The organism is Staphylococcus sp. EG-SA-18 (assembly GCF_017151825.1).
Taxonomy (GTDB): Bacteria; Bacillota; Bacilli; order Staphylococcales; family Staphylococcaceae; genus Staphylococcus; species Staphylococcus aureus.
Map to the genome: position 1 here is coordinate 31774 of NZ_JACYVY010000014.1, position 19997 is coordinate 51770.

Here is a 19997-nt window from a genome sequence, read left to right on the forward strand (position 1 = left end):
TGTTTTAGTCAAAAAATTACATCATCATCTGTGGATCAATATCAATCTTCAATGCTAATTTTTCTTTTATAAATTTTTCATGGTAATAGTCATCTAAAAACTGAATGGCTTGTAATAATCCAGGTTCACTTTTATATTTCACTAAAATTTGGAATCTAAATTCATTGTTGATTCTCGCAAGTGCTGCCGGAGATGGACCTAGTACAAGCGCTTTTTCTGTTAAATGCTGTAATAAAATTTTATGAACATGCTGCGATGCTTCCATAACCTTCTTCATTTCTTTATGTGAGATTGTGAAATTAATCAAATAATAATACGGTGGATACTTTCCTAATTTACGATATTCCATTTCCTGACGATAAAATGTTAAATAATCATTTTTTTGAACATCCAATATTGAATAATGATCTGGATTATACGTTTGAATGATGACTTGACCTGCCTTTTCATGACGACCAGCTCTACCAGCCACTTGCGTTAATAGTTGATAAGTACGTTCGCTCGCCCGAAAATCAGGTAAATTTAACATTGTATCTGCATTCAGCACACCAACTAAAGTAATATTTGGATAATCTAATCCTTTCGCAATCATCTGAGTACCTAGTAAAATGTCACCGTTACCTTTTTCGAATTCAGTCAATAACTTTTCATGTGCACCTTTCTTTGAGGTTGTATCTACATCCATCCTAATTATGCGCGCATCTTCAAATTCTTGTTGCAATAGTTCTTCAACTTTCTGAGTACCAGTACCTACTTGTCGAATGTGTTCACTCTCACAATTTGGACATTGATTCGGTGGCGTCTCTTGGTAACCACAATAGTGACATTTTAATAAGTCTGTCGTTTTATGATACGTTAATGAAATATCACAGTTTGGACATTGCGGTACATATCCACAATCCCGACATAACATAAACGATGCATAACCACGTCGATTTAAAAATAAAACAACTTGTTCCTGTCGATCTAATCTTAATTGTATGGCTTCACGTAAATCTTTTGAAAACATTGACCGATTACCTTCACTCAATTCTTCACGCATGTCTACTATATCAATTTCAGGTAAAGCTTGTTGGTTCACTCTGTTTGGTAATGATAGCAAATGATAAACGCCTTTTTCAGCTCGTGCATAACTTTCAAGACATGGTGTTGCACTTCCTAAAATGACTGGACAGTGATGATATTCACTTCGCCATTGGGCAATTTCTCTAGCGTGATATCTCGGATAATCTTCTTGTTTATATGTAGATTCATGTTCTTCATCAATGATGATTAACCCTAAATTTTTGAAAGGTGCGAACACACTTGACCTTGCACCAACACTTACTCTCGCACGACCATCCCTAATTTTTTGCCACTCATCATAACGTTCCCCATTAGATAAGCCAGAATGTAATACAGCAACGTCATCACCAAATCGACGTTTGAAGCGTAAAACCATTTGCGGTGTTAGAGCGATTTCAGGAACTAACATCATCGCCTGTTTTCCTTGGCTTAAAACATCTTCTATCGTTTGTAAATATACTTCTGTTTTACCTGATCCCGTCACACCATGAAGTAAAAATGTTTCTTGCTCTTGGCTTACAATTTTAGCTTTAATCGCTTCATATGCTTTATATTGGTCTTCTGTTAATTGCTGTTTTGATTCTTGTTCGAAAACACGATCTTTAAATGGGTCTCTTTCAACAACCGCGTCATATTTTTCAACATAACCTTTTTTGATAAGTCCATCTAAACTGGATTTTGAAAAGCCCATATCCTCAATATCAGTTAAAAATATTGTTTTATGTTGTTCTTCAGACAAGTAAGCATACAAATCGTATTGTTTAATAACTTTCTCCAACTTAGCTAATACTTCATCAGGATGATACCCTTCAATGACACGAACAGCACGCTTGGTTTTTTTAGTTATATTTTGTGTGAGAATCGTTTTTTCTTCAACGATATCATCTTTTAACAACTTCATAAGCAATTGAATATCATTATTTTTTTGCGCATCTTTATAATAATAGTAACCATGCTTATCAAATTTTTGTAATAAAGCTGAAGGTAGCTCTATGTCATCTTTCATCTTAAATGCTTTTTTATACTTCGCTTTAATAGCACTCGGAAGCATCACTTCTAGCATAGAAATACGTTTAATGACATGAGTTGAACCCATCCACTCACTTAAAGCTATTAATTCTGATGTTAATTCTGGTTGTATATCTTTCACTTCTATGATTTTTTTTAACTTCGAAACGTCAAGTTGTGCATCAGGTTCTGCTGTTACTTCCATTACATAACCTTGAATCGTTCTTGGTCCAAAAGGTACAATTACACGCACACCAGGTTGGATGACAGATTCGAGTTGTTCGGGAATTATATAATCAAATTTATAGTCAACGCTCTTCGACGCGACATCGACTATGACTTTCGCTATCATTATTGCCACCTAGTTTCTAGTTCATCTAAAATTTGTGCAGCTAATACTACTTTTTTTCCTTTCTTGATATTTACCTTTTCATTATTTTTAAAATGCATTGTCAATTCATTATCATCAGAACTAAATCCGATAGACATATCCCCAACATTATTTGAAATAATCACATCTGCATTTTTCTTGCGTAATTTTTGTTGTGCATAATTTTCAATATCTTCAGTCTCTGCTGCAAAGCCTATTAAATACTGTGATGTTTTATGTTCACCTAAATATTTAAGAATGTCTTTAGTACGTTTAAAAGATACTGACAAATCACCATCCTGCTTTTTCATCTTATGTTCTAATACATCAACCGGTGTATAGTCAGATACGGCTGCTGCTTTTACAACAATATCTTGTTCGTCAAATCGGCTTGTCACTTGTTCAAACATTTCTTCAGCACTTTGAACATGAATAACTTCAATATCTTTTGGATCCTCTAGTGTTGTAGGACCAGCAACTAACGTCACGATAGCTCCTCGATTTCGCAATGCTTCAGCTATTGCATAACCCATTTTTCCAGAAGAACGATTGGATACAAATCTGACTGGATCGATAACTTCAATAGTTGGTCCTGCTGTAACCAATGCGCGTTTATCTTGAAATGAACTATTAGCTAAACGATTACTATTTTGAAAATGAGCATCAATTACAGAAACGATTTGAAGCGGTTCTTCCATACGTCCTTTAGCAACATAACCACATGCTAGAAATCCGCTTCCTGGTTCGATAAAATGATACCCATCTTCTTTTAAAATATTAATATTTTGCTGCGTACGTTTATTTTCATACATATGCACATTCATAGCAGGCGCAATAAATTTCGGTGTCTCTGTTGCTAGCAACGTTGATGTCACCAAATCATCAGCAATACCTACACTCAATTTTGCAATTGTATTTGCCGTTGCAGGTGCAACAATGATTGCATCTGCCCAATCACCTAATGCAATATGCTGTATTTCTGAAGGATTTTCTTCTATAAAAGTATCTGTATAAACAGCATTTCGACTTATTGCTTGAAATGCTAATGGTGTCACAAATTTTTGTGCGTGATTCGTTAACATAACGCGAACTTCATACCCAGATTGTGTTAACTTACTTGTCAAATCAATTGCTTTATATGCCGCAATGCCACCTGTAACGGCTAATAATATTTTCTTCATATTCAATCTCCCTTAAATATCACTATGACATTTACGCTTTACATCATCATATGCGCACAAATGCTCATTACTTTTTTATAGATACAAATTTAGTATTATTATAACATCAATCATTGGATAAACTAAAAAAACACACCTACATAGGTGCGTTTGATTTGGATATGCCTTGACGTATTTGATGTACGTCTAGCTTCACATATTTTTAATGGTCGAAACTATTCTTTACCATAATAATCACTTGAAATAACAGGGCGAATTTTACCGTCAGCAATTTCTTCTAACGCTCTACCAACTGGTTTAAATGAATGATATTCACTTAATAATTCAGTTTCAGGTTGTTCATCAATTTCACGCGCTCTTTTCGCTGCAGTTGTTGCAATTAAATACTTTGATTTAATTTGTGACGTTAATTGGTTTAAAGGTGGATTTAACATTATTTTTTAGCCTCCAAAATCATTTTTCTATACTTAGCTTCTACGCGCTCTCTTTTTAAGTGCTCAGCTTCTACAATACATTGAATTCTATTCTTCGCAAGTTCTACTTCATCATTAACTACAACGTAATCGTATAAATTCATCATTTCAACTTCTTTACGCGCTTCGTTAATACGACTTTGTATTTTCTCATCAGATTCTGTTCCTCTACCTACTAATCGCTCTCTCAAGTGTTCTAAACTTGGAGGTGCTAAGAAAATAAATAGCGCATCTGGAAATTTCTTTCTAACTTGCTTTGCACCTTCTACTTCAATTTCTAAAAATACATCATGACCTTCGTCCATTGTATCTTTAACATATTGAACTGGTGTACCATAATAGTTGCCTACATATTCAGCATATTCTATAAATTGGTCATCTTTGATTAAAGCTTCAAACGCATCCCTAGTTTTAAAAAAGTAATCTACGCCATCAACTTCACCTTCACGCATTTGACGTGTTGTCATTGAAATAGAATACTTATATGATGTACTTGGATCTTCAAATATTCGTTTTCTAACAGTACCTTTACCTACTCCAGATGGTCCTGATAAAACGATTAACAATCCTTTTTCATTATCCATGCCTTACGACCTCTCTAAGCTAATCTTCTATTATTTAAATATGATATCACATTGTTCTTTATATTGTATAGCATATTTGAAATTGCATGCCATAATTTCTATTAAGTCTAACAATATCGTTATATTGCACGATTAATTTTAATTAAATAAATTGAATTGCAAACTTTTAGATAATGTAAAATGTAAGGCATAATGTATGGTTCAATAACTATACCGAAAAGTTACAATCATGTTAAAATGAAACGAATGATATGAAGAAGGTGGAAGATAAATTATGGCTTATGATGGCTTATTTACAAAGAAAATGGTTGAGTCTCTACAATTTTTAACAACAGGACGCGTTCACAAAATCAATCAACCTGATAATGACACGATACTAATGGTTGTACGTCAAAATAGACAAAACCATCAATTGTTATTGTCAATCCATCCAAACTTTTCAAGATTACAATTAACTACTAAAAAATATGATAATCCATTTAATCCACCCATGTTTGCGCGTGTTTTTAGAAAACACTTAGAAGGTGGTATTATCAAATCGATTAAGCAAATTGGTAATGATCGTCGCATTGAAATCGAAATAAAGAGTAAAGATGAAATTGGCGATACTATTTACCGCACTGTCATCCTTGAGATTATGGGTAAACATAGTAACTTAATTTTAGTAGATGAAAATCGCAAAATAATTGAAGGATTTAAACACTTAACACCAAATACGAATCACTATCGTACAGTAATGCCAGGATTTAATTATGAAGCACCACCTACTCAGCACAAAATAAATCCGTATGATATTACAGGTGCAGAGGTGTTGAAATATATCGATTTTAACGCAGGTAATATTGCTAAACAATTATTGAATCAGTTTGAAGGATTTAGCCCTTTAATTACGAATGAAATTGTTAGTCGTCGTCAATTTATGACTTCATCAACATTACCAGAAGCATTTGACGAAGTAATGGCAGAAACCAAGTTACCACCTACTCCTATTTTTCATAAAAATCATGAAACAGGTAAAGAGGATTTCTATTTTATAAAGTTAAATCAATTTAATGATGATACAGTTACATACGATTCATTAAATGATTTACTTGATCGTTTTTATGATGCGCGTGGCGAACGTGAACGCGTTAAACAACGTGCGAATGATTTAGTTCGATTTGTTCAACAGCAGTTGCACAAATATCAAAATAAATTAGCGAAGTTGATTGAAGAATATGAGCAGTCTAAAAATAAAGATACTGAACAGTTATATGGTGAATTGATCACTGCTAATATATATCGAATTAAGCAAGGCGATAAAGAAGTGACGGCATTGAATTATTATACGAATGAAGAAGTTGTCATTCCTTTAAATCCTACAAAATCCCCATCAGCAAATGCTCAATATTATTATAAACAATATAATCGTATGAAAACGAGAGAACGTGAATTACAACATCAAATTCAATTGACGAAAGACAATATAGATTATTTTTCAACAATCGAACAACAATTACATCATATTTCTGTCCATGACATTGATGAAATTAGAGATGAATTAGCAGAACAAGGCTTTATGAAACAGCGTAAAAATCAAACTAAGAAAAAGAAAGCGCAGATTCAATTACAACATTATGTATCAACTGATGGCGACGATATATATGTTGGCAAGAATAACAAGCAAAATGATTATTTAACAAATAAAAAAGCTAAAAAAACTCACACATGGTTACACACAAAAGATATTCCTGGTTCACATGTCGTTATATTTAATGATGCACCAAGTGATACGACAATCAAGGAAGCGGCTATGTTAGCAGGATACTTTTCAAAAGCTGGTAATTCTGGACAAATACCTGTTGATTACACATTAATTAAAAATGTGCACAAACCATCAGGTGCAAAGCCTGGGTTTGTAACATATGACAATCAAAAAACTTTGTATGCTACACCTGATTATGAACTTATTCAAAAAATGAAACAATCATAATCAAGTTGTCGACAAATAAACACCTCACAAAAGAAAGTAGTCCTTTCTTATGGTGAGGTGTTTATTTATTATTTAATGCGTTCATTGAAACGAAGTATCGTGTTTTTAAATAACGTATCATCATTTAAGTTACAAATTATCTTTGTGATTTTAAAAATGAGTGAAACTAAAATGCTAATGTGTACTTAAAATAGAAATACATAGGTAAAACGCATGCATAAGAAAAAGTGTTTCTTTATCATTCAACGCTGTGCGAATCCTTTTACTCAGGTAATGCTAATTGAAAACTTACTCCAAACTTATCTTGAACCCAAGCAAACTCTCTGTATGGTGGCATATTCGTTTTTGGCATTAAAATGGCACCTTCATCTTTTAATCCATTAAATAGTCGTTCCATTTCAATAGTATCTTTTACTGTAACAAATAATGAAATCGCAGGATTCATTGGTAATTCTGTGCCACTATTAGCATCAATCGCCATGAATACTTGTCCATTTAATGTAAATATTGAGTGTTGTACAGTCCCGGGATCACCAGGTCCATTTTCACCATACTTAGCCATTGTTATAATCTCACTATCTTCAAATAAGCTTGTGTATAGTTTAACAGCTTCTTCAGCTTGGTTATTAAACATTAAAAATGTCGTGATTTTTGGAATATCCATGCTATGCCTCCTATAGATTGAACTTCTATAACTACTATTATCTTAACATAATTAAAATGACAAAAGCGCGTCGTACCGTTATGTGCACGAATGACAAACGTCTTATTGGCCTGTTGATTAAATCACATAGTTAACGATAAAAATTACGCAAGATTAAAAATATGATACATATGTTAATAAATGATACTTATCATAGGTATTAATGTTTTGACTTATTGTCAAATTTGATTACAATTAAAATTAAGTTAAAGGAGGGACGTTATGTTACATTATGTGATTCCAGTATTAGTCCTATTACTCGTATTCTTAATTGGTTGGATTTTAATAAAGTTAATTATCCGCTAATAAATTTTTTATATAATAAAAGCTATAGTGTTTGTAATATTCGGATGCGGTTAAGCAGCCCCTGATATTAAACACTATAGCTTTTTTGTTTTTAAATTTGTCCTTGTTTACGTAATATATCCTTTACATGTTTAAATAAATCATCATTATGGTCTATAGTTGTTTTATTTTTTATATGTTTTTGCTTCGTTGAACTTTCGTCGACATCGTGACTACTAGATAGATTGGAATCATTTGAATGATTGATAAATTCGTTACAATGTTTTATCTTCCCATATAAATCATTAGATGTTTTGTCATTCATTTGTTGAATTCCTCCTTCTAGTGTCTATATTATGCTAAGTTGTCTCTCCATTCAACTAATGTTTGGATATCTTCACTAGAAATTTTACCTTCATTTTCAGCTACTTCAATTAATTCACTGTAATCACTTAAAGTGTAAAAAGGTAGTTGAATATTGCTAAATGTATCATCTGCTTTTTTCAAACCGTAAGTAAAGATAGCTACAACACCTAATACTTCTGCACCTGCTAGTTTTAAGGCTTCAACTGCTGTGACTGAAGATCCCCCTGTCGAAATTAAATCTTCTATCACAACTACTTTTTTACCTTCACTTTTAGCACCTTCGATTTGATTTTGCTTACCATGACTCTTATTTGATGAACGAACATAATTCATTGGTAATTTTAATTTTTCAGCAATAAAAGCTGCATGTGGAATACCAGCTGTTGCAGTACCAGAAATAACTTCTACTTCAGGAAAGTGTTCTTTAATTAAGTTAATTAAACCATCGCGGATTGCGCCTCGAACTAAAGGATAACCTAACGTAACACGGTTATCACAGTAAATCGGTGATTTAATACCTGAACTCCATGTATATAAATCATTTGGTGATAATGTTACAGCTTCAATATCTAATAATGATTTTGCAATTTCTTTAGCCATTATACTAACCAACTTTCTTTAATTTTATGATAACTTTCGACTGGATTGTCACTTTGTGTAATCGGTCTACCGACTACAATATGCGTCGAACCAAGCTGTCTTGCTTCTTCCGGTGTCGTAATACGGTGTTGGTCATCTTGAGATGCACCTTTAGGTCTAATACCTGGTGTTACTTTTAAAAATGATGTACCTAACTTTTCAGTCAACATACGACTTTCAAGAGGTGAACAAACAACGCCATCTAAACCAGCTGCATTTGCTAACTTGGCATAATTTAAAACGGCCTCTTCAATCGATGTTTGTATATTTTGTTCGTGTCGTAACATGTCTTCTGTTGTTGACGTAAGCTGTGTTACTGCAATAATTTTTGTATGTTGATTATGTTTTCTTAATCCTTTAATGGCCTCAGACATCATTTTTACGCCACCAGCAGCATGAACATTTACCAGATCAACATTCAATTTAGCTAGTCCTTCCATCGCCTTACCTACTGTATTAGGAATATCATGCAATTTTAAATCTAAAAATACATCATGGCCTCTTTCTTTTATCTCATTAATTAATTGAGGACCTTCTTGATAAAAAAGTTCCATACCTACTTTTACGAATAATGATTCATCAAATAAATCTAAAAATTGATTTACTTTTTCTTTTGATTCAAAATCTAATGCAATAATTGGTAAATCTTTCATCATATATGTCTCCCTTTATATTAAGAAATTCATTAAAATAATGAGGCTGTAATATAAACTTCTTTAAGTAAATGGTTAATTACAGCCCCACCGATACAGTTTGATTGATTTACATTTGACGCATTGTAAATGTCATACTTTCAATTACATTCGTTAAGGCATTAGCTGTATCTAAAGATGTCAAACATGGAATACCATTTTCAACTGTAGTACGTCTAATTTGGAAGCCATCTCTTTCTACTTCTTTACCTTTAGTCATTGTATTTATAACGATTTGAACATCACCATTTTGAATACGTGTTAATAAATCATTTTCGCCACCAATTTTGCCTACTACTTCTGCAGGTATGTCATACTCAGCTAATTTATTAGCTGTTCCAGACGTTGCTAAAATTTTATAGCCAACTTCATTTAAGCGTTGTGCCAATTTAACAACTTCCTCTTTATCTTTGTCACTGACGGTCATTAATACTGTACCGTGATCTTTAACTTCAACACCACTACCTGTTAACCCTTTGAATAACGCCTTTTCTAATGTAGTATCTTTCCCCATCACTTCACCTGTTGACTTCATTTCAGGTCCTAAAGTAATATCAACATTTTTCAATTTATTGAAACTAAATACCGGTGCTTTCACAAAGACACCCTCAGCATATGGTTGAACCCCTTCTTGATAACCCATATCTGTTAGTTTTTCCCCAATGATTGCTCGCATAGCTAATTGTGCCATTGGAATATCAGTAATTTTACTTAAGAATGGTACCGTTCTACTAGAACGTGGATTTACTTCTAAAACATACACACCATCGTGAGCTATAACGAATTGAATGTTGATTAAGCCAATGATGTTTAAACCTTTAGCTAATTTTATAGTATAGTCCTCAAGTGTTGCTAACTCGTCTTCTGTCAAAGTTTGTGGTGGATATACAGCGATTGAGTCACCACTATGCACACCAGCACGTTCAATATGTTCCATTATTCCTGGAATAATGACCGTTTCTCCATCACAAATCGCATCAACTTCAATTTCTTTACCAGTTAAATATCTATCGACTAGTACCGGATGTTCCGGACTCGCTTTTACAGCCTGGGTCATATAGTTTTCTAACTCTTTGTCATTGTCTACAATTTCCATTGCGCGACCACCTAATACATAAGAAGGTCTTACTACAACCGGATATCCGATTTCTGCAGCATTCGCTAATGCTTCCTCAGGTGATGTAGCTGTTTTCCCTTGTGGCTGTGGCACGTTAATTTTTCTTAATAGTGCTTCAAATTCTTTTCTATCTTCAGCACGATTTAGATTTTCTAGTGAAGTACCAAGTATTTTAACACCATGTTTAGCCAATTTGTCTGCTAAATTAATCGCTGTTTGTCCTCCAAATTGTACAACGACACCTTTAGGTTTTTCTAAATTAATGATATTCATCACATCTTCTTCAGTTAAAGGTTCAAAGTATAATTTGTCAGAAATTGAGAAGTCTGTTGAAACTGTTTCTGGATTGTTATTCACAATTATCGCTTCGTACCCTGCTTTTTGAATTGCCCAAACGGCGTGAACTGTCGCATAGTCAAATTCTACACCTTGGCCGATTCGAATTGGTCCAGAGCCTAATACTAAGATTTTTTCTTTGTCAGTAACTATGGATTCATTTTCAGTTTCGTATGTACCATAATAATATGGTGTTGAAGATTCAAATTCAGCTGCGCAAGTATCAACCATCTTGTAAACAGGTTTAATATCATTTTCCATACGCAATTGATATACTTCTTCTTCCGTCATATTAAAGCGATGCGCTATTGTTTTATCACTAAATCCATAATCTTTTGCATATTTAAGATATTCTAAATCACCTTGATGCTCTTTTAGTTGATGCTCAATATCAATAATGTTTTGGAACTTGTGTAAGAAGAAGTAATCAATCTGAGTCATATTATGAATTTCTTCTAATGTTGTGCCTCTTCTAATTGCTTCGCCGATGAAAAATAATCGTTCATCATCTTGGTGTGAAATACGTTCTTTAATATAATCAAGATCGAAGCTTTCACCATTTGGTAATCCTAAGTGATGCACACCATACTCAAGTGATCGAATTGCTTTTAACAATGATTCTTCGTAAGTTCGACCAATGGCCATAACTTCACCTGTTGCTTTCATTTGTGTGCCAAGCTCTCGTTCTCCTTTTTCAAATTTATCAAAAGGAAATCTTGGTATTTTTGAAATCACATAGTCTAAAGTTGGTTCAAACGCTGCATAAGATGTTCCTGTAATTGGATTTAACATTTCATCTAATGTTAGACCAACCGCGATTTTAGCAGCTAATTTTGCAATAGGATATCCTGTTGCTTTTGAAGCTAACGCTGATGAACGTGATACACGCGGATTTACTTCTATAATATAATAATCGAATGAATGGGGGTCTAATGCTAATTGAACATTACAACCACCTTCGATACCTAAAGCTCGAATAACTTTTAATGAAACATCACGTAACATTTGATACTCAACATCTGATAATGTTTGACTAGGAGCCACAACAATTGAATCGCCAGTATGAATACCAACTGGATCAATATTTTCCATGTTACATACAACGATGGCATTATCGTTTTTATCACGCATTACTTCGTATTCGATTTCTTTAAAACCTGCGATAGATTTTTCTAATAAACATTGCGTTGCTGGACTATAATGAAGACCATTTGAGACGATTTCATGTAATTCTTCATCATTATGACAAATACCGCCTCCGGTACCACCCATCGTAAATGCCGGTCTAACAATTAGCGGGTATCCCACTTGCTCTTTGAATTTAAAGGCTTGCTCTACTGTATTTACAATGTCACTCTCTGGTACAGGAACGTTTAAATCATTCATTAATGTTCTAAACATTTCACGGTCTTCTGCTTGTTGAATTGATGTTAGCTCAGTTCCTAATAATTGGACGTTATTATCTTGAAGCACACCACTTTCGTGTAGTTGAATCGCCATGTTTAAACCTGTTTGACCACCTAAAGTTGGAAGTAAAGCGTCAGGTTGCTCTTTACGTATAATTCGCGCTATAAAATCATGAGTTAACGGTTCGATATATACTTTATCCGCAATTTCCTTATCAGTCATGATTGTCGCTGGATTTGAATTTACAAGAATAACTCGATATCCCTCTTCTTTTAAAGCTAGACATGCTTGTGTTCCAGCATAATCAAATTCAGCTGCTTGACCTATGATAATTGGCCCAGACCCTATTACTAAAATTGTTTTGATATCATTACGTTTAGGCATTGATATGACGCTCCTTTTCCTTAAAATTAGTCATCATTGCTACAAAATCATCAAATAGATAGTTTGAATCTGACGGTCCTGGATTTGCTTCAGGATGGTATTGAACAGAAAATGCTGGTAATGTTTTATGTTTTAAACCTTCTACAGTACCATCATTTAATGCAAGATGAGTAACTTCTAAATCAGTACTTTTTAACGAATCTATATCTATTGCATATCCATGGTTTTGACTCGTAATATCAACTTTTCCAGTCTCTAAATTTTTAACTGGATGGTTCGCACCACGATGACCAAACTTCATTTTAAATGAGCTTGCTCCTTGAGATAATGCAAAAAGTTGATGTCCTAGACAGATACCAAAGAACGGAATTTTCCCTAAAATTCCTTGAATCATTGGAATCGCACATTCTACAACTTCAGGATTACCTGGTCCGTTTGATAGCATAACGCCATCTGGAGCCATTGCTAAAATTTCTTCGGCAGTAGTTGTATATGGTACAACTGTGACGTTACAACCTCTGACGTTTAATTCTCGAACAATATTTTGCTTCTTACCAAAGTCTACAAGTACGACACTTAGATCCTTACCTGTCGAAACATACGGTGTTTTAGTCGAAACGATTTCTACTTCGTTTTTAGGTAATTCTACTTGTTGTAAATGTTTGACAAGTTGATCAATATCTTCTTTTCGATCAGTAAAACCAGCTTTTAACACACCGTGTTGTCGAATTTTACGCGTAATACTTCTTGTATCAACACCTGCAATCCCTGGAATTTGATGCAATTCTAAAACGTCATGAAGTGTCTTTTGTTGTCTAAAATTACTTGGATGCGCACTCGCTTCTTTCACTACAATACCGTTTAATGTAGGTACTAATGATTCAAAATCGTCTCTATTGATACCATAATTACCGATTAATGGATACGTAAAAGTAATGATCTGACCTGTATATGATGGATCTGAAATAGTTTCTTGATAACCTGTCATCGCTGTATTAAATACAATTTCTCCTACAGTTAAGTTATCAGATCCTAAACGGTAGCCTTCGTAAAAAGAACCGTCTTCTAACACTAGATAACGTTTGCTTTGCATATTATTTATCCCCCTCAAATTTAACTTCGCCTTCAACCATTGTTAAGATCGGATTTCCATAAACTTTATAGCCGATAAATGGTGTATTATCTGCTTTTGATAAGAAATCTTCTCCTTTAATTTCTTGTTCACTATCTAAATCAATGATTGTTAAATCTGCATAACCATTTTCTTTTAATGTGCCGTATTCTAAATTAAATGTCTCACATGGTTTAATTGTTAAGTAATCTACTAATTGTTGTAATGTCCAATCACCATTTTTTACAAAATGCGTATATAATAATGGGAATGCTGTTTCACTACCAACAATTCCGAATGGTGCTTTTTCCATTGGTTGCGCTTTTTCATCACGTGCATGTGGTGCATGGTCTGTTGCGATACAATCAATTGTACCGTCTAGTAACCCTTCTAACAAAGCCTCTCTATCTTCAGTACTTCTCAATGGTGGATTCATTTTATAAATGGCATTATTACCAGGAATATCATCTTCTGTTAACAATAAATGATGTGGTGTAACTTCAGCTGTAACATGAATGCCTGCGCGTTTAGCATCACGAATGACTCTAACACTTTCTTTAGTAGAAACATGACATACATGATAATGACAACCTGCTGCTTCAGCTAATAGTACATCTCTTGCGATTTGAACAGATTCACAAATGTTTGGAATACCTGGTATACCTAACTCTTTACTGCGTTTCCCTTCATGCATTGCACCACCATAGATTAATGAATTATCTTCACAGTGTGCTACGATGGCTTTGTTTACTTTTGCAGCTTCAATCATACCTTCATACATCATGCTTGCAGTTTGTACTCCTACACCGTCATCTGTAAACGCAAAGGCACCTTCTTTTACTAGTGCTGGGAAATCAACCAATTCTTTACCTAATTGACGTGTTGTAATTGAAGCATAAGGTAATACACGTACTTGAGCATTGTCATCGATTAATTTTTGTAAAGCTTCAAAATGTTCTACAGAATCTGGTACCGGTCTTGTGTTAGGCATTGGACATACAGTTGTAAATCCGCCTCTAGCAGCAGCTTTAGTACCAGTTTCAATTGTCTCTTTATATTCACCACCAGGTTCACGTAAATGAACATGAACATCGACAAATCCAGGTGACACAAAGTGACCTTTCGCATCTATGATGTCAACACCATTGCTTGGTTCAATTGCAGGTGCAATTTGTTTAATTACCTTACCATCAATTAAAATATCTGCTTGTTGTAATTCGCCATTTTGTAATACTTTACCGTTTTTAATTAATTTCATCATTTTCGTCCCCTTACCTATTTTAATAATTCATCAATGACTGCCATTCTTAAGTAAACGCCATTTTCCATTTGCTTAAAAATTCTTGATTTTGAAGCTTCTACTAAATCGCTTTGTATTTCTACTCCTCTATTCACAGGTGCCGGATGCATAACAATAGCATGTTCTTGTAATTTGTTATAGCGCACTTCATTTAAGCCATGCTTTTGATGATAATCATCTGCTGCAAATCTAGTTTCTTCTGCAAGCCCATGTCTTTCATGTTGAATTCTTAATAACATAACTATATCTACTGTTTCTATAACATCATCTATATTTACATAAGGTGCTTCTAAAGAATCATCAATCCAAGCATTTGGGCTATTAAACATTACGTTTGCACCTAATGCTTTTAAACTATGGTAATTACTACGTGCGACACGTGAATTTTTAATGTCTCCACAAATCAATACATTCAAGCCTTCAAAATATCCATATTCTTCATATATCGTCATTAAATCAAGTAAACTTTGTGTTGGATGTTGTCCACTACCATCACCAGCATTCGCAATTGGGATGTTAATATTCGCTAATTTTTCATAGTAGTTATTAAACGGATGTCTAATGACTAATAAATCACAGCCAATACTTTCTAAAGTTTTACATGTGTCATATAAAGATTCACCTTTTGAAACAGATGATGTTGATGTTTCAAAGCTAATCGTTTTTAACCCTAGCTTAAGTTCTGCCATTTCAAAACTACATTTTGTTCGAGTAGAATTTTCAAAGAATAAATTTGCGACATATTTCCCTTCAAAGTTTGGTAGTTGACGTTCACCAGATTTAAATTGACTTGCCTTTTGGATAAGTTTGTATATTTGATCTGTAGATAAATGTTCCATTGATAATAAATGATTCATAAAAGCGCCCTCCTTAATTTGTAAATCTTAATTGTTTTGTTTTTTCTCTTTAGGTAAGATTAAGTTCAAAATAATTCCTGAAAGTGCAGCTAATGCCATCCCCTCAATTTGAAGGTTGATACCAATTTCTTTTAAGTTAAATACTAAATTACCGATACCTACAACTAAAATTACTGAAGCTATAACTAAATTTCGATTGTTCGCAAAATCTACTTTGCTTTCAACTAGCATTCTTAAGCCACTTGCTGCAATAATACCGAAAAGTAATATAGATACTCCTCCCATAACTGGTGTAGGTATAGAAGAAATTAATGCAGTGAACTTACCAATGAATGCTAAAACAATTGCTATAACTGCTGCACCACCAATGACGTAAATACTGTATATTCTGGTAATCGCTAATACACCGATATTTTCACCGTATGTTGTACTTGGTGGTCCACCAATAATACTGGCAAACATTGTAGAAACACCATCACCAATGATTGATTTATCAAGTCCTGGCTTTTCAAAGAAGTTTCTACCTACGATTTTATTCAATACCATTTGGTGCCCAATATGTTCACTTACTGTTACAAACACAATCGGAATCATTACCAGTACAAGTCCTAAGTGAAATGAAGGTACATAATCTTTAAATGGCAGATAAATATGAGGGAAATCTATCCATTTTGCTGACATAATTGCATCAAATTTCACAATCCCCATAAAAATCGCTACCACATAACCTACGATAATACCTACAAGTACTGGAATTAAAGATAGGAATCCTTTAAAAAATCCTTGAACGACTATTGTTACAAGCAAGGTTATCATTGCAACAATTAAGAAACTGATATTGTAACCTTTCATATCTCCAGGATTTTCATACATTGCCATATTGACTGCAGTAGGCGCTAAGCTTAAACCAATTACCATGATGACTGGTCCAACAACAACTGGTGGTAATAATTTCATTAACCATGCTGTCCCACTTAATTTGATTAGAATCCCGATGATGACGTACATAACACCACTCATGAATAATGCTACAAGCATGTCTCCTAAGCTATGCGTACTTAATCCCGTGATAATTGGCGTGATAAATGCAAAGCTAGATCCCAAGTATGCTGGTATTTGCGCCTTCGTTATTAAGATATAAAGTAATGTACCGATTCCCGAAGCTAGTAACGCTGCGGATATTGGTAATCCTGTTAAGAATGGTACTAGTACTGTTGCGCCAAACATCGCAAATAAATGTTGTAAGCTTAAAAATGCCCATTGCGCTGGTTGTGGTTTTTCATTTACATCTAGTACAGGTTTTACTGTTCGTTCAAACATTTCATCATTTTGCATAATATTCATTTCCTCCGATAATAAAAAAATCTCTTTACATCAGTATATGTAAAGAGACAAAAAGTGTGACAAGTTGCTACAAGTCATTTTCGTCCATAGAAATTGACTTATAGTTGTCGAACATGAGGGTATTATTAGATAAACAAGCATATGAAAACTTATTTATCATTCAACTCCCCCACCTTTTTCAGTCTCTCGTACTGAATTAAAAGGGGTATTATTTAATTATAACTGCATTTCTTTGATCCATTTCTTCTAAATAGACACTTACCGTTTCCTCTTTAGAAGTAGGTATATTTTTACCAACAAAATCTGCTCGAATTGGTAACTCACGATGTCCTCGATCAACCAAAGCAGCTAAACCAATTTTAATAGGTCTAGCATTTAGCAAAATAGCATCAAGTGAAGCACGAACCGTTCGACCAGTATACAGCACATCATCAATAATGATGACTACTTTATCTGTAATATCTGTGTCGATGTCTATTGCGTCTTTTGTCGTAAGTGATGACATGTGCTCTATATCATCTCTAAAGTATGTAATATCAATTGTTCCAGTAGGTATACGTTGTTGCTCAATTTGATGAATTTTATCTTGTATACGATTCGCTAAATATTCACCTCTTGTTTTGATACCTAAAAGAATTAAATTATCAGTACCTTTGTTATACTCCAAAATTTCGTGAGCGATTCTCGTCACTGTACGTTGTATTGCGGCATCATCCATTATGATACGTTCAGACATATTCTCACCCTTTCAAAATTTAGAAACAAAAAACCTCATGTCTTTAATATCGACATGAGGTTTAGTATATACAATCAGCCTATTTACATAGAAGAATCGTAGTATTACTACTTATTCTTGCATATGTGAAAGTGTTATGATCATTTTAGTATATATCTATATTTTCATGTCTTTGACGTCTCTCTGGACGCTCAATTAAAGACTCTTTATGTTGTACTTAAACTGTTATAAGGATAATACTAATCAGGCGCTTTGTCAATCTATATTGAAAAATTAACCGATCTCAGTAAAAATGTTAACCTTAATCTATTTTATAATGTGTTTTCATTTTAAAAAAACGAAAACGATAAATACTTATAGTTTACATAATAATGTTATCGTAATTATAGCACAACACAATTATGCATCTCTTTTTCGAATTGTATCTAATAAATCTTCAAAGTCTTGTGGTAATTCAGCATGTCTTTCAATATATTCACCTGTTACTGGATGTTCGAATCCAATAAGTCCAGCATGTAGAGCTTGACCACCAATATCCAATGTCTTTTTCGGTCCATACTTTGGATCACCAACTAATGGGAAGCCAATATATTTCATGTGCACACGGATTTGATGCGTACGTCCTGTTTCAAGTTGACATTCAACAAGCGTATAATCTTTAAAATGTTCTAGTACGTTAAAATGTGTCACTGCTTCCTTACCATCATCAACAACAGCCATAGATTGACGATCATTTTTGTTTCTACCAATTGGCGCATCGATTGTACCGTAATCATGAGGAATATTCCCGTGAACTAAAGCGATATATTTTCTTTTAACAGATTTATCCATTAATTGTTCTACAAGCCCACGATGAGCAATATCATTTTTAGCAACCATTAATAAACCAGAAGTATCCATATCTATACGGTGAACAATACCTGGACGAATTTCTCCATTAATACCTGACAAATTTTTAATTTGATACATTAAACCATTAACTAATGTATTGGTATAATGCCCTGGTGATGGATGAACTACCATGCCTTTCGTTTTATATACAACTGCAACATCGTCATCTTCATAATAAATATCTAAATTTAAATTTTCAGGTAGAATATCAGCTTCAACCACTTCTTTTTCAGTGACAACTATATGATCATTAAGTTTCACTTTATAATTAGATTTAACAACTTTATCGTTTGCAACGACTAAACCTGCTTTAATCCAATCTTGTATCTGGTTACGAGACCAATCACTATTTAATTCAGGCAGCAACTTATCTACACGCATACCTGTTTGTTCTTTATCTGTAATGTTAAATTCATAAGTCTCCATTACTTAACCTCCTTCTCCTTTTTATTGGAAGTATCCTTTAATAAGGCAATAATAATTAATATTACACCAATTGTTAAACTTGAATCTGCGATATTAAATATTGGAAAATCATAACCAAAAATATTTGTATCAATAAAGTCAACAACTTCTCCTGTTAAAATTCTATCAATAAAGTTTCCAAGTGCACCTGCAAAAAGTAAACTAATAGCAACTTGCATAAACAAATTATATTGAGCATCTTTAATAAAGAAATATACTAAGGCTATTAATATAATAATGGTAATAATAAAGAAAAATGTCATTTTTCCACTCAATATTCCCCATGCAGCACCATTATTTCGATGTGATGTTATGTTTAAAAAGTGCGGTATCACTTCAAATGAATCTCCAATTTTCATTGTAGTAGCTATAATATATTTAGTAACTTGGTCAAATATAACGACAAATACTGCTATTAAAATGGAAGTGCCAATAAAATATTTTTTGTGCATTTTCGTTCCTCCAATCAATCGTCCATGAGACAACTCTTTATATTATAGCTTACACCTGCTAATAAAAAAAGTAAGCATATTACATTAAATCTAATGTTACTCACTCAATACTTGATAAACTACTATGTTTTGACATTAAAAATTAGGAAAGCAGGCTGGGATATTAAGTTCTTAGGCAATTTAAAAAAGCAGTTTTCTATTAATTATTTGATAGAAATCAGCTTTTTTGATATGTATTTTATAATGTACAGCTCGTTGA

At 33.5% G+C, this 19997-nt stretch carries 17 protein-coding genes; 1 reads left to right on the plus strand and 16 read right to left on the minus strand.

Going from position 1 to position 19997, the window contains the following annotated elements; genetic code table 11:
- Window positions 1-16: 16 nt before the first annotated feature.
- The 4 genes from priA to gmk form a co-directional block, all read right to left on the minus strand.
- Window positions 17-2425, minus strand: a complete 2409-nt coding sequence (gene priA, locus IDG66_RS05105; protein ID WP_000560840.1) for a primosomal protein N' — start codon at window positions 2423-2425, stop codon at window positions 17-19.
- Window positions 2425-3624: a bifunctional phosphopantothenoylcysteine decarboxylase/phosphopantothenate--cysteine ligase CoaBC gene (gene coaBC / locus IDG66_RS05110; RefSeq protein WP_000722165.1), complete on the minus strand. Its 1200-nt coding sequence runs from the start codon at window positions 3622-3624 to the stop codon at window positions 2425-2427. Before coaBC ends, priA begins: the two co-directional genes overlap by 1 nt.
- 215 nt (window positions 3625-3839) lie before the next feature.
- The gene (gene rpoZ / locus IDG66_RS05115) at window positions 3840-4058 is read right to left on the minus strand and encodes a DNA-directed RNA polymerase subunit omega (RefSeq protein ID WP_000933956.1); all 219 of its coding nucleotides are present in this window, start codon (window positions 4056-4058) and stop codon (window positions 3840-3842) included.
- Window positions 4058-4681, minus strand: coding sequence for a guanylate kinase (gmk, locus tag IDG66_RS05120; protein WP_000368227.1), 624 nt, complete (start codon window positions 4679-4681; stop codon window positions 4058-4060). The genes rpoZ and gmk overlap by 1 nt, the downstream gene beginning before the upstream one ends.
- 274 nt (window positions 4682-4955) lie before the next feature.
- On the opposite strand from gmk, the gene IDG66_RS05125 reads away from it, so the two are divergent.
- Entirely contained in the window at window positions 4956-6653 is a 1698-nt protein-coding gene (locus IDG66_RS05125; RefSeq protein WP_000312786.1) for an Rqc2 family fibronectin-binding protein, read from the plus strand.
- A 262-nt stretch (window positions 6654-6915) separates the two neighbouring features.
- Here the strand turns inward: IDG66_RS05125 and IDG66_RS05130 are convergent, their stop codons facing one another.
- The 12 genes from IDG66_RS05130 to lspA form a co-directional block, all read right to left on the minus strand.
- Window positions 6916-7317: a VOC family protein gene (locus IDG66_RS05130; protein ID WP_000354184.1), complete on the minus strand. Its 402-nt coding sequence runs from the start codon at window positions 7315-7317 to the stop codon at window positions 6916-6918.
- 436 nt (window positions 7318-7753) lie between these two features.
- Window positions 7754-7966: a hypothetical protein gene (locus IDG66_RS05135; protein WP_000998557.1), complete on the minus strand. Its 213-nt coding sequence runs from the start codon at window positions 7964-7966 to the stop codon at window positions 7754-7756.
- 29 nt (window positions 7967-7995) lie between these two features.
- Window positions 7996-8607 carry an orotate phosphoribosyltransferase gene (gene pyrE / locus IDG66_RS05140; protein ID WP_001040246.1) on the minus strand — a complete coding sequence of 204 codons (612 nt, stop codon included), beginning with the start codon at window positions 8605-8607 and terminating at the stop codon, window positions 7996-7998.
- Window positions 8607-9299, minus strand: coding sequence for an orotidine-5'-phosphate decarboxylase (gene pyrF, locus IDG66_RS05145; protein WP_000654067.1), 693 nt, complete (start codon window positions 9297-9299; stop codon window positions 8607-8609). Before pyrF ends, pyrE begins: the two co-directional genes overlap by 1 nt.
- 109 nt (window positions 9300-9408) lie before the next feature.
- Window positions 9409-12582, minus strand: a complete 3174-nt coding sequence (gene carB, locus IDG66_RS05150; RefSeq protein WP_001126264.1) for a carbamoyl-phosphate synthase large subunit — start codon at window positions 12580-12582, stop codon at window positions 9409-9411.
- A complete protein-coding gene (locus tag IDG66_RS05155) occupies window positions 12575-13675 on the minus strand; it encodes a carbamoyl phosphate synthase small subunit (RefSeq protein WP_001190913.1) in 1101 nt (366 codons plus the stop codon). Before IDG66_RS05155 ends, carB begins: the two co-directional genes overlap by 8 nt.
- 1 nt (window position 13676) lies before the next feature.
- Window positions 13677-14951 carry a dihydroorotase gene (locus tag IDG66_RS05160; protein ID WP_000767028.1) on the minus strand — a complete coding sequence of 425 codons (1275 nt, stop codon included), beginning with the start codon at window positions 14949-14951 and terminating at the stop codon, window positions 13677-13679.
- Window positions 14952-14968: 17 nt separating this feature from the next.
- Window positions 14969-15850 carry an aspartate carbamoyltransferase catalytic subunit gene (locus IDG66_RS05165; protein WP_001016166.1) on the minus strand — a complete coding sequence of 294 codons (882 nt, stop codon included), beginning with the start codon at window positions 15848-15850 and terminating at the stop codon, window positions 14969-14971.
- A 27-nt stretch (window positions 15851-15877) separates the two neighbouring features.
- On the minus strand, window positions 15878-17185 hold the full coding sequence (locus tag IDG66_RS05170) for a uracil-xanthine permease family protein (RefSeq protein ID WP_001178619.1): 1308 nt from the start codon (window positions 17183-17185) through the stop codon (window positions 15878-15880).
- Window positions 17186-17402: 217 nt separating this feature from the next.
- The gene (pyrR, locus tag IDG66_RS05175; RefSeq protein ID WP_000003870.1) at window positions 17403-17930 is read right to left on the minus strand and encodes a bifunctional pyr operon transcriptional regulator/uracil phosphoribosyltransferase PyrR; all 528 of its coding nucleotides are present in this window, start codon (window positions 17928-17930) and stop codon (window positions 17403-17405) included.
- A gap of 399 nt (window positions 17931-18329) precedes the next feature.
- Complete coding sequence (locus tag IDG66_RS05180; RefSeq protein ID WP_000451306.1) at window positions 18330-19247, minus strand: RluA family pseudouridine synthase; 918 nt, start codon at window positions 19245-19247, stop codon at window positions 18330-18332.
- On the minus strand, window positions 19247-19738 hold the full coding sequence (gene lspA / locus IDG66_RS05185) for a signal peptidase II (RefSeq protein WP_000549207.1): 492 nt from the start codon (window positions 19736-19738) through the stop codon (window positions 19247-19249). Before lspA ends, IDG66_RS05180 begins: the two co-directional genes overlap by 1 nt.
- Window positions 19739-19997 lie beyond the last annotated feature (259 nt).